We start from the raw sequence: 12158 nt of genomic DNA, 5'->3' as shown, positions 1-12158 counted from the left end.
CCAAAGATGATTGTGATTCTATATCTTTCTCAGCCTCTTCAGCAACTTTGTTTCCTGATGGTTCATCTTCTAATATATTATCAGTATCAAGAAGCTCTTCATCTGTATACTCTTTCATCTCTAATTCAGATTCTTCTTCTGAAGGAATAGATTCTTCTTCTGATGTATCTTCATCAATAGATTCTTCTGTACTTGCTGATTCTTCTAAAGATGATTCTGATTCTATATTTTTTTCAGATTCTTCAGTAACTTCGTTTCCTAATGGTTCATCTTCTAATATATTACCTGCATCGAGAAGCTCTTCATCTGTATACTCTTTCATCTCCAATTGAGATTCTTCCGCTTCTGGGAGATGAGATTCTTCTTCTGAGGAAGTAGGTTCTTCTTCTTTAGTATCAGAATTTTCCTGATGCTCAAAAGATATTAAATCTTCTATATTAAGATCTTTAGATGAATCATTTTTATTATTTAATAAATCCTTTATAGTATCTTCTAAATTATTTAAATCTGTTTCGCCTAAACGAATACTCTCATCTTTAATATCTTCTTCCAAATTTGAAAAATTATCTGTACCAATTAAATCTTCTATATCAACATCTTCTTCATTATCAATTTTCAATTCTTTTATAGTATTATCTAAACTATTTAACTCTTCTGCATTAAAGTTTTCATCTTCAATATTGTTAGAATTAGACGAATCTTCAGCATCATCTTCTAACTGATTATATAATAAATCTTCATCACTATATTCTGATACATCAGCTTTTTTGAAACTTTCATCTAAACTAAAATCTTCAACTGTTTCAATATTGCTTAATTCATAGCCCTCTAAAGATTCTTCTTCAGATTCTTTATGTATATCATTCTCTTCTTCAGAATATATGTTATTGATTATTTCAGACTGTTCTTCTGTTAACTCTGACTTGTTTTTTTCTAGTTCTTCTTCAGTTTTAGGGCTATTATCAGAATTAGGAAATAAGCTGGACATATCTATTTCAGAATCAACTATTTCACCTGCCACTTCTATATCATTTTCTGATAGGCTTAAAGTTTCCTGAAGATTTTTATATTTTTTGGTTTCTTCATCTGAATAAGCATTACTAGTTATTTCATCACTGTATTCTAAATTAGTATCCTCAGAATTTTCTTTTTCTTCATATTTTTTAGTTGTGATTGTAGCTAATATTTTAGGACTTTCTTTATCAGAATTTCCTATAGATATTACAGGAAATTCATTTTCATTAATTTCTATAGTTTTATCTAGAAGTTTATTTATTTCATACTCATCGAGCGAGATTTCTTTATTACTTTCAAAAATACTAGCGAATTCTTTTTCCACTATCAATTCTCTTCATAATTTTTTCTTATAGTTGAATATCTTTTTTGTATATTAATCGTTGTATCATTGGTTATAGGCATATTATAATCAAACCCAACCGGCAAATATCCAAGCTCAGTCATTCCGCCGCAAATTTCTAAAACTTCGGATACTGAGATGCCATATTTACAGAAATATACTCCCTGATTAACAACCGCCCCTTTTACTGTAATACTAATTAATTTATTATTTGTATTATTAGTTTTATAAAAAAGATTTATAAATATACCAAATACAAATATCAATAATGTAAAAGATAAACAAAGTATTCTATCTCTCATAATATTATCGGCTACTAATTTATATACTATATAATTTTATTTAATGATATCATTCTTTTTATTTGTAGTCAAGATTTCTGTTAATTAATATATAATAATTAGATTTTTTACTTGAATATTTGTATAATAGTAGTATACTCTTAAGAATATGATATTTATTTCCGATTATATTACAAAATAAATTATATGGTGTTATTATATGTTTGATTTAGATGTAGTAAATGCTTTCAGCAAAGGTACAGTAATTATATTAAAAAGTTATTTCAACTCAAAAGTTGGAAAAGGCGATGTAAGAATATACAGAAACGCAAATCATGTAGGAGGCGTTATAGTATTCGTAGGCATCACAGGAGATTTAAGCGGAAGGCTTATGTTTAATATGAACAAAGCAACTGCTTTTAAATTAGCTTCAGCTCTTAATATGGAATCTATAACTACAATAGATGATATATTTATTGCCACTATTAAAGAATTTGTTAATATGGTTGCTGGAAGTGCTATTAATGATTTATCTACAAAACATATAGATTTAGATATGACTCCTCCTGCTATACTTATGAGCGAACAGATGTCTATGCTGGAAAAGGAAAATGATAAAATATTATCTATAAGTTATAAAACTGAATTAGGTGAAATATTTATGAACTTAATTTTATTTAATCAAACTAATTGATAATGCCCAAAATAATACAATATCCATTAATATTATTTATTATAGCTTTAATTATAAAAATGATTATTGATAATATTCGTATAACAGTAAAATCAAATAAATTTTTAAATAAATATTTCAAAGATGAAAATAAATTATATTCTTTAGAAGAAGTTTCAGCAGCTTTTAGATTAGAAAAAGAACATTTCTCACAGCTTTTATCTACATTAGAAAAATATAAGTATTTTTCTTTCTTTAATAAAAGAGGCGTTACAATGGTAAAAGATTACTATTCAAAATATGAATTAAAATATTTAACTCGTCTTTTATCTAAAAAACAAAAATTAAAATATTAAATATTACATTATTTCTTTAATAAATAAATCGCTGGATACAGACAAATCAATAACCTCTAATCCATCGCTCACAGTACCATCAAGATGCTTAACAATAGAGAGTACAGGTCTTAAAGGCAAATTAGGGTTTTGTTCTATAACTCTCGCTATACTTCCATTTGAAAGTTTTACTCTTGTATTATTAGGGTAAAATCCAACTGCCTTTTGAAATGCTTTTACAACATCGCTGTCAAAATCTTTTTTTGCTAAAGATATAATGATTTTTACAGCTTTATCCGGAGTGCATGGAACACCATGTTCGCCTTTCGTTATCAAATTATTAAAAGTATTACAAATGGATACTATTTTACTATATAAACTTATATCTTTATTATCTTTTTGAAAAGGATATCCTGTTCCGTCATATTTTTCATGATGTTCTAATACTATATCTGCTATATTATCATCTAAATTATCTCTTTTTACCAATTTATAGCCTTGAGTAGGATGTTTTTTTAATATAGCCTCTTCTTCTTTAGTAAGATTAACTTTTGAAAGCAAACTTTCCTGTATAAGAACTTTTCCTATATCATGTACTAAAGCCCCAAGCATAATATTAGCCATATCAACTTTAGTAAGATTTAATTCACCAGCAGTAATAGCCGCTAATGTTGCTACATCAACAGCATGCTTATACATAGTTTCATCTTTTCTTTTTAACATAGAAAGATATGAATGTGCATCTTTATTTTCAACAATAGAAGAAAGCATAGTATTAACTTCTTTTTTCATAGAGTCAAAATCTATTCCGCCGCCGTTCTTAGCTGTTTCATACAATGACTTAGTTTTTTCTATGGTAGCCTCCTGCTTTTTAGCAACTTCCTGACTATCTATTTTCAATATTTTTTTTCCATTCTCTTCTATTACGCCTCTTAATACAGCTTTTTTTCCGTCTCCTGAAGTATTAACAGTATTTTCTTTTTTTAAATCCAAAAGCTCCATTACACTAATTGTAGTGATAGAATTTCTTTTTAAAGTTTCTATAATATCTTTTGTAATCACAGTACCTATATCTACAATTCTTTTTTCATCACTATTATATATATTGCTTGCTACTTTCATTCCCTCTTTTACTTCATTTAGTGGTATAATAATCTTTGGCATTTAGTTCCTCACTATAAATAATAAATCATTATATTAAAGATATAATATCATATAGTTATATATTATCAAGTAAAATTATGTTAATTTATATATATAAAATTCATACTCATTATAAACTTATGTATTTTTTCCAAATCTTATTGATGTTACATTATATTTATTAAGCCTAAGTATAAACATCGCTAATATTACAGCAAAAAATAATGCTAATATTATAAAATAATTAGCTATAGAAACCGCACTCTCATTTTGTATGCTATTAAGTCTTGCTGATTTTGAGTTTATACTCTCATCTATAGCATTAGCTTCGGATATGTTTCCGCTTTCCATTAGAGAACCTTTTCTAATCCTCAAATTATCTATTTCCTGTATTATACTGTCAGCTTCTCTGTCTTTTTTTATATTTTGATAAAGGTTATATCCCCAAGTACCTACACCTATTAAAGATAAAATAGAAGTTATTATAATTAATACTAATATAGCAAATCTTCTTTTTTTTATGCTTAAATTCGATATATTTAAAGATTTCGACTTTATCTCTTCTATATGATCTGTAAGTTCTTTAGATTCCGGATATGTTAATTTAGCTTCTTCCATACATGATAAAAGATTAAGCATCGATTTATATCTCTCAGATCTCTGAAATCCCAAATAATATTTATCTATCTCCTTTATTTTATCTTCTACAGTATGTTTAACTGTTTTGGGCTTTAAAAAATATGATTTTTTTTTCTTCTTTTTTTTATTTTCATCGTCTGAGTTATCATTCATTTCTTCATCATCATTATCTATAAGATTAATATTATCCTCATCATTATTATTAAATCCCTTATCTAATTTTCTAATACCGCCTAATGTACTTTCCTGACTTACTGTATTTCCGTTCCTATCCTTTATCTGAACTCTGATTCCGAATGTATTTCTAAACATAGCTTCAGCACTTTCTACACTAGTATCCTTATTAATAACTATAAATGCTTTTTGATTTTTTCTAGGGTCAGATATTTCAAATAATTTAATATTGTCAGACTTATGTGCACCTTTATATATTCCCAAAGATACTCCAAATTCTCTGTCAAAAGCATCAAGAAGTTTCGATATAGACATATCTAATGTAATCTTCATAATAAACAACCTTCATTATAAGATATTTTACTATATTTTATAATAAATAAAACATATATACGCAAAAAAAGAAAAAATATACCGTATTAATACTTGATTTTTATTCAGTATAATTTATAATTTAAGAATTAAAAAACTTAAATTTAATGTCTTTATATGACATACTGCCGAGATGGCGAAATTGGTAGACGCAGCAGACTCAAAATCTGCCTGAGGCAACTCAGTGAGGGTTCGAGTCCCTCTCTCGGCACATTAAATTACTATAAATGAGTTTGCCCATGAATTACTCAGCTATAATAATAGATGATGATAATAATAGATTAAATAAAATCAAAGCTGCATTAGAAAGCTCTTCAATAGAAGTATTCATAGCTGAAAATTTATATGAACTTATAAGCAAAATATATAAATACAGCGTAAAAATTTTAGTATTCAATCCTAATCTTGTATGGATAAATATTATGGAGTTCATTGCAGAACTCAAAAAACTTCCCAATTTTAATGAATTTACTATATTCTTTTTATATGAAAATATAGACATAGACTTAGAAAAAGAAGCAAAAAAACATAATATAATATGTATGAAATATCCTCTGCATATAAATAAATTAATAACAAAAATAGAATCTCTATGATTCAATCATAAATTTTATAAAGAAAGTAGTTCCTTCATTTGGTATTGATTCCACTTCTATAGTTCCGTTATGTTCAGATATGATTTTCTCAACAGTGGAAAGTCCTATACCTGTACCCTTTTCTTTTGAAGTAAAATAAGGCTCAAATATTTTATGTAAATTATTTTTTTCTATTCCTATGCCTGTATCTGTAATACTAATAATAAAAAACTCATTCAAATCTATAATTTCATGGTATGATGATATATATATTACATATCTTGAAGACTTTTCCATAGCTTCTACAGCATTTTTTATCAAATTTCTAAAAGCCATTATCAATTTTTCTCTATCCATATTAATAAAATAATCATGCTTACTCAATACTACACTAAATTGAATAGAGCTGATATTTTTGAATGATTCTAAAACCTCTATTAAAGCACCATTAATAGACTGTTTCTCATCTGAAAGTTTGATAGCAAATGAAAATTCAGAGAAAGATCTCACCAAATTAGAAATCACATTAGCATTTTTTATTATAATATTGGAAGAATTTTTAGCTCTTTCAACATCTTTTTCAGTCATATTTACAGATATTTTCCTATCTATAAGCTCAGCATTCATTATTATAGGCATAAGCGGATTTTTTATTTCATGAGCCACTTTAATAGCAGCCTCCCTCCAAGTTTCAAGCCTTGCCCTAGTGTTTTCTCTATCCCTATGATATTTTAACGCCCTAGCCATTACATTGAACCTATGTATTAGATTTCTCATGTCATGTACTCCACCAAGCTTCATATCTATATTAAAGTCAGCATTTGTAATAGAATTTGTAGCATTAAGTATAAGGCTTATAGGTCCTGTTATTAACCTTGACAAAGCTATTCCAAGTATTATAGAAAAAAATGCAGATATACCAAGAACAAATATATACATCAAGCTAAGTATCATAGAAAACTCATTAGTAAACATATTAACAGAATTATATATCCTAAAGCTTTCTAAAGCATTATTTCTTACTTCAATATAATTTTTAGGCATAGTTTCAGACCATATTACATAATTATTGCTATGTGATAATGGGATAATTGCATTAACATAAAATGAGCCGTTATATTCACTATTAACAAATATTATATTAGTATTAGTTAATTTATAGTTAATATCAAGAGGTATATAATTAGCTGAATTAAAAAAAATTATATTATTTACATTATATGAATTTGACAAAAATACTACATTATCAAAATATTTAGAATACTTTATGGCATCACTTATATCTTCATACTTAGAATAGCCTGTTCCTAAATCGTCAAACAAATTATTAAAATAATTTATCCCCACTTTTTTTATAATTCCATACATAAATTCCTGTTTCTCTGTTATTTCTCTATTTGAAATATCCATTACATATTCTACAGAACTGTTTATATTTTGATCTAAAAATAAATTTAAATTTGTTTTAATTATGTATGTAGATATTTTACTTATGACAATACTTGGAAGCACAGTCATAAGACCCATAATCAATACTATTACCAATTTTAAATGAGAACCCTCTTTTTTCATTATAGCATCAACAATAAATTTAATTATCACTATAACGCCTATCATAATGCTTGTAAGAGGAAAAAACATTATAGAAAACATATAAAATTGATTTGTAATGTTAGGCTCATATATAAAACTGCTTAGCCATAAGGTAGCTATAAAATTTATTAAAGTAAATAAACATATAAGACTTGGAAATAATATACCATATCTAATCTTTATTCTTGATAATATTTTTTTTATAAAATTCATAATATATTATTATTATTATTTAAGCATATCTTGTAATATAACTTTCATATCATCTATTTTTTTTAATTGCAAAGCATTAATACCCATCTCTAAAGCAGAATTAACATTGTTGATATTGTCATCTATAAATAGACATTCATCAGCTTTTAGAGCGAATTTATTTAAAAAATATTCATAAATATCTTTATTAGGCTTAATCATTTTGACATGTGCTGAAACAACGCCTCCTATACAAGTATTATCAAAAAAATCAGTTTCTTTTCTTAATACTTCAAATGTTTCAGAGGGCATATTAGAAAGATAGTATATATCATACCCTTTATTTTTATATTCTTTAAGTAAAGATATATTATTATGATTTCTATTGAGGCATAATGTTAATGCACTATCAAATAAATCATCTATAATTTTTTTATATTTCGGATTCATTTGTATAAATAATTTTCTTGCATCATTAAAAGCTAAATCGCCTTTATCCATAAGATTCCAATTTTCATTTAGAAAAGAACTTTGTAAAAATTGTTCTCTATCTTCAGAAGCTATATATTTATTTATAAATTCATTTACGCTAAATTCATATAATACATTTCCAATATCTGAAATAATATTTTTAATCATAAAATAACCCTTAAAAATTTATTATATATTATATTTTCTATAAAATGTTTGTCAAGTATATTAAAAACTAATCAAGAAGCAAATAAATTTTTAAATATTATGTTAATTTTATTATTATAGTCTTGACAAATAATTAAAAAGAATTTATATTGTAATAACTCTGCTGTTCTCGTTGAACGATAGTACATTCTTGCGCCAGTATAAATTAATGCATTAGGGATCTGGAGCGAAGCATTAATGATAGGCTCGCCGTTATCGCGATACGGTTTTGAGAAATCAAGGTCATGTTTCTGAGGAGCCCACCTGACGAAAAAAAGTCAGGCGCATTTATGTCGTATACGGCTCAGCGGAGCTCTTTATAATATACAGTCCTAAATTAATTCCAATAACAAAGAAAACATTTCAAGTAAAATTCGCTTTAGCCGATAACTAATATAGTTTCTTGTATCTTTATTAGAAGATAACTATATCTAAAGGCTAAATATTATGAATGAAAATGAAAAACAAAAAATAATGAAGACCATTTTAAGCTTAATGATATCTTTTCTTATCATTTTTATAGCAGCAATGTTTGCCCGTGCTGCAAGCAATACTGTATTGCCTGAAAATAATGGAATAGCAGTGTTTATAAATGATTATTTAGACATGATGATGCAGAAAATAGACAAAATAGCTGTAAAAATGAAAATAAAAAGAAATAGCGTATCTGAGTATCAAGTTAATTTAATAACTCAATCTATATCTGATTATGTAGGATATAGTATGTATCAGACATCAGATTCACTAAAAGATTTCAATCCTAATAATACGCCTTCAAAAGCTCAAATAGATAAATATAAAAATAATTATTATAAAATGACTGTAGAAAATCCGTATCTTAGAGGCATGACTGTATTTAATATTGAAGGAAAAATGCTTCTTAACTTATATCTATCAAGAAACAAATCTTGGCCTTTAGAACTTCAGGATAATTTAATAAATGAAATTAAGACAAAAGGTTCATTAGTGTTAAATGCTACAAATGAAAATGCATTCTATATAATGGAGTATATAAAAAATCCTTATGGCGAAATAATAGTTGCAACTAGAAATGATTATGCCTATGTATCTGATATAGCTATGTATTATCAAGTAGCAGATAAAAGACTTTATGTAAGCGATGCTAGAAACTCTGTTTACAATGTCAGAGAAGCTGTTGGCGATAACAACATAGAAAAAGTTTCAAGCGTTATAAATAGATATGCCTACTATAAAAAACAGCCAAGCTTTATGGTTAATGATTCTCTTTCTGTTTCTATGATAGGAAAAGAATATCCTAACTACTTTGAACTTATAGTGCTCGCTATAACTGCATTATTAATACTAGTTTGTCAATTACTTATAAAAGCTGTAGTATATTTCTTCAAGTATATTATGCAAGTAAAAAGCAATAAAGATTATGTGGAAAGCATAAAAGGAGATGATGAGCTTATAAGTAAAAATATAGTTAACTCACAACTACCTAAATCAAACCCTATAGAAGAAATGCCTCCTATAGTTCAAAAGGTGCAATACAAAATACCTGATGAATATATAAAAAATAATATAGAGTCCAAAAATGATGATAAATTCAATATAGGAAAAGATATATTAAATATAGTATCAACTATAAAAGAAGAAATAAATGCATGCAAAAATAAATTTGCTATTGATAAAAAAGACTTAGAAGAAAAATTAGAAACTTTAGAAAATAAAACAGAAGAAATAAAAACTGAAATAGATATAGAAACAGCATTTGCTGATATAAAAAAAGATTTGCAGGAAGAATACAATAGAGCAATAGAAGAAACTTTTTTAGAAGATAGTGTTTATGATATTAGCAGTGAAAATGAAGATGAGTATTATGATACTATATCTGCAGATGATTATGAAGTGAAAGAAGAGCTGGAAGAAAATTATGAAAATATTGTAAATGATTATGAGATAAAAGAAGAACAGTATGAAGAAAAATATTATGAAGAAAAATATGATGATATTATAAGCGATCATAAAGAAGAAGAAGAAGAAGAAGAAGAAGTAAATCATGATGATAAAGAAGAGTTTATGTCAATATCTAATGAAGAATTAAATAATGCTTCTTCAAGTTTTATTAAAGAGACTTTATCTTTAGATGAAAACATACTAAAAAATAATATATCAGATAGTTATGAAAAAGAAGAAAATAGCTATAAAATTAATAATGAATTTAATAAAAAAATAATAAAAAATGAGCTTTTATCAAGCTACAAGGCAAAAGAAGAAGAAAAAAATAAAGAGTATGTAAGAAATTTATTTAATAGCAAAAAATCTGAGCCCCATATCAATAATGATTCCCATGATATTAGTATGGATATATTAAATTCATATAATAAAGCTATCGATAATATAAAAAATAAAAATGAAAAAGATGAAGATTCTAAAGAAGATATAAAATCATCTAATTTGGATAATTCATCTAATTCAAAAACAGATGATGTGTTTGCTGCTTTCGATAAAATGTTATCCTCTATAATAAGCAAAGCAGAGGAAGATGCCAAAAGAAGCATAACAAAAAAATAATAGTTATTTAGAGGTGTTAATATGTCTGACAAAAATAAGATATCTATCTTTGTATATATATCTATACTCATAAATTTAATAGTTCTTGCTTTATTTATTACATTTGTATTCGGTCTGAAAAAAGACGCTTTTGATGTTGATACAAAAAAACTTGATAGAAATGCTTTGATATGTCAGAATAGTATAGTAAATTTGGTTAAGGATTATGATGAAAGACTTAATAAAATAGTTGATAGTTATCCTTTTATCAATCTTTTACAGCAGGTAATATTAAATGGAATAGATACTGCCGAAAGAGATAGAATTATATCAATATTTAGAAGCGGCAATTATCCATTTGATACTGTTGCTCTGTATTTGGCAGATGGTAAATCAGTATTTTCTTCTCCTGTTAAAACTAAGCCTGTAAATTTGGAAAGCTATAAGAACTCTAAAGCTATTGCATTTTTCGATAAAGATTATGACGGCGTATATTTTGTCAAACCTATAAAAAATGATAGAGGAATAGAAGTAGGATATATAGTAGCAAGTGTATTTAAAAAAATATTTGAAAATACTTCATATAATCTTAACTTTGTTGTACTTTCTAATGGTGTACTTTATTATAATCCTTCTATAGATATTAACAGCATATCAATAGACAGTTTAAATCAGTATATGAATAGAGATATAGGAAGTACCGGAAGTATTGAAGCCGATAATAATACATTCGCTTTTTATTCCGGAAAGGTTAAAGATATAGAGAATTTCAGTATAGGTATATTAGAACTTAATGTACCTATAGTTCAAAAATATTTGAAATATATAATATTAGGACTTTTATCTTTATCTTTTATTTTCTTACTTACAACATCTCTTATAGAAAGATTAATACCAGCTAATAATAACATAGCAAATGAGTCTGAAGAGGATTTAGAAGAAAATATATATGATGAAAGCGAGCCTCCTATAAACAATTATGCTAATTCTAATATTGTAAATGATGAAGAATTTAATATTGATGATTACAATAATGATTTAGAAGGATTAGATGATGAAAGTATAAAATATTTAAATAAAAAAAATAGAATTACAAAAAACAGCAAAATTGACTTACCTAATATAGATGAAATAGAAGATATAGAAGTTGAAAATGATAGCTCAGATAATGATGATGATATAATAAAATTAGATGATGTATTAGAAGACGGAGGAGAGACACTTCAAGATAACAATAATGAAGATGAAAATATAAAATTAGAAGATTTATCATATTTGGATAAAGTATTAGAGAATGAAAATGATGATGATGAAAGTATAAAATTAGAAAATTTAGATGATGTACCTAATTTAGATGATGTACTCGAAGAAGACAATGATGATTTAGAAGATGTACCTAATTTAGACGATGTGCTTGAAGAAGATAATGATGATTTGGAAGATGTACCTAATTTAGATGATGTACTCGAAGAAGACAATGATGATTTGGAAGATGTACCTAATTTAGATGATGTACTTGAAGAAGATAATGATGATTTGGAAGATGTACCTAATTTAGATGATGTACTTGAAGAAGATAATAATGATTTGGAAGATGTACCTAATTTAGATGATGTACTCGAAGAAGAC

The 12158-nt window shown here is 26.1% G+C and carries 10 protein-coding genes, 1 tRNA gene and 1 pseudogene; 6 read left to right on the top strand and 6 right to left on the bottom strand.

Annotated features, from left to right (window positions below):
* Both A966_RS13515 and A966_RS03050 read right to left on the bottom strand, forming a co-directional pair.
* Positions 1-1339: hypothetical protein (locus A966_RS13515; protein ID WP_008722403.1), on the bottom strand; the 1339-nt coding region annotated here is incomplete at its 3' end.
* 2 nt (positions 1340-1341) lie between these two features.
* On the bottom strand, positions 1342-1659 hold the full coding sequence (locus tag A966_RS03050; RefSeq protein WP_008722401.1) for an SLBB domain-containing protein: 318 nt from the start codon (positions 1657-1659) through the stop codon (positions 1342-1344).
* Between the two features lie 199 nt (positions 1660-1858).
* Between A966_RS03050 and A966_RS03045 the strand changes: the two genes are divergently transcribed.
* The gene (locus A966_RS03045) at positions 1859-2332 is read left to right on the top strand and encodes a chemotaxis protein CheX (protein ID WP_008722398.1); all 474 of its coding nucleotides are present in this window, start codon (positions 1859-1861) and stop codon (positions 2330-2332) included.
* Positions 2333-2334: 2 nt separating this feature from the next.
* Entirely contained in the window at positions 2335-2667 is a 333-nt protein-coding gene (locus tag A966_RS03040; RefSeq protein WP_008722394.1) for a hypothetical protein, read from the top strand.
* A gap of 3 nt (positions 2668-2670) precedes the next feature.
* On the opposite strand, the gene A966_RS03035 is transcribed toward A966_RS03040, so the two are convergent.
* Positions 2671-3810 carry an HD-GYP domain-containing protein gene (locus A966_RS03035; protein WP_008722391.1) on the bottom strand — a complete coding sequence of 380 codons (1140 nt, stop codon included), beginning with the start codon at positions 3808-3810 and terminating at the stop codon, positions 2671-2673.
* 117 nt (positions 3811-3927) lie between these two features.
* The gene (locus A966_RS03030; RefSeq protein ID WP_008722390.1) at positions 3928-4935 is read right to left on the bottom strand and encodes a hypothetical protein; all 1008 of its coding nucleotides are present in this window, start codon (positions 4933-4935) and stop codon (positions 3928-3930) included.
* A gap of 166 nt (positions 4936-5101) precedes the next feature.
* Between A966_RS03030 and A966_RS03025 the strand changes: the two genes are divergently transcribed.
* Positions 5102-5185: transfer RNA gene (locus tag A966_RS03025), tRNA-Leu, on the top strand.
* Between the two features lie 28 nt (positions 5186-5213).
* The gene (locus tag A966_RS03020; protein ID WP_008722389.1) at positions 5214-5570 is read left to right on the top strand and encodes a response regulator; all 357 of its coding nucleotides are present in this window, start codon (positions 5214-5216) and stop codon (positions 5568-5570) included.
* On the opposite strand, the gene A966_RS03015 is transcribed toward A966_RS03020, so the two are convergent.
* Both A966_RS03015 and A966_RS03010 read right to left on the bottom strand, forming a co-directional pair.
* On the bottom strand, positions 5565-7355 hold the full coding sequence (locus A966_RS03015) for a sensor histidine kinase (RefSeq protein ID WP_008722388.1): 1791 nt from the start codon (positions 7353-7355) through the stop codon (positions 5565-5567). The two genes, A966_RS03020 and A966_RS03015, sit on opposite strands and share 6 nt — an antisense overlap.
* A 15-nt stretch (positions 7356-7370) precedes the next feature.
* Positions 7371-7973: an HAD-IA family hydrolase gene (locus A966_RS03010; RefSeq protein WP_008722387.1), complete on the bottom strand. Its 603-nt coding sequence runs from the start codon at positions 7971-7973 to the stop codon at positions 7371-7373.
* A gap of 486 nt (positions 7974-8459) precedes the next feature.
* Between A966_RS03010 and A966_RS03005 the strand changes: the two genes are divergently transcribed.
* Together A966_RS03005 and A966_RS03000 are read left to right on the top strand one after the other, a co-directional pair.
* The gene (locus tag A966_RS03005; RefSeq protein WP_008722386.1) at positions 8460-10550 is read left to right on the top strand and encodes a hypothetical protein; all 2091 of its coding nucleotides are present in this window, start codon (positions 8460-8462) and stop codon (positions 10548-10550) included.
* Positions 10551-10571: 21 nt separating this feature from the next.
* Positions 10572-12158, top strand: a pseudogene (locus A966_RS03000) (AAA family ATPase); the annotation flags it as partial.

This window comes from Brachyspira hampsonii 30446, from assembly GCF_000316195.1.
GTDB lineage: Bacteria > Spirochaetota > Brachyspiria > Brachyspirales > Brachyspiraceae > Brachyspira > Brachyspira hampsonii_C.
This window is presented reverse-complemented; position numbering and strand designations above follow the sequence as displayed.

Excerpts from the sequence above, each read along its gene's own strand:
- A966_RS03050 (WP_008722401.1), bottom strand. The coding sequence starts at position 1,659 with ATGAGAGATAGAATACTTTGTTTATCTTTTACATTATTGATATTTGTA.
- A966_RS03045 (WP_008722398.1), top strand. The coding sequence starts at position 1,859 with ATGTTTGATTTAGATGTAGTAAATGCTTTCAGCAAAGGTACAGTAATT.
- A966_RS03040 (WP_008722394.1), top strand. The coding sequence starts at position 2,335 with ATGCCCAAAATAATACAATATCCATTAATATTATTTATTATAGCTTTA.
- A966_RS03035 (WP_008722391.1), bottom strand. The coding sequence starts at position 3,810 with ATGCCAAAGATTATTATACCACTAAATGAAGTAAAAGAGGGAATGAAA.
- A966_RS03030 (WP_008722390.1), bottom strand. The coding sequence starts at position 4,935 with ATGAAGATTACATTAGATATGTCTATATCGAAACTTCTTGATGCTTTT.
- A966_RS03020 (WP_008722389.1), top strand. The coding sequence starts at position 5,214 with ATGAATTACTCAGCTATAATAATAGATGATGATAATAATAGATTAAAT.
- A966_RS03015 (WP_008722388.1), bottom strand. The coding sequence starts at position 7,355 with ATGAATTTTATAAAAAAAATATTATCAAGAATAAAGATTAGATATGGT.
- A966_RS03010 (WP_008722387.1), bottom strand. The coding sequence starts at position 7,973 with ATGATTAAAAATATTATTTCAGATATTGGAAATGTATTATATGAATTT.
- A966_RS03005 (WP_008722386.1), top strand. The coding sequence starts at position 8,460 with ATGAATGAAAATGAAAAACAAAAAATAATGAAGACCATTTTAAGCTTA.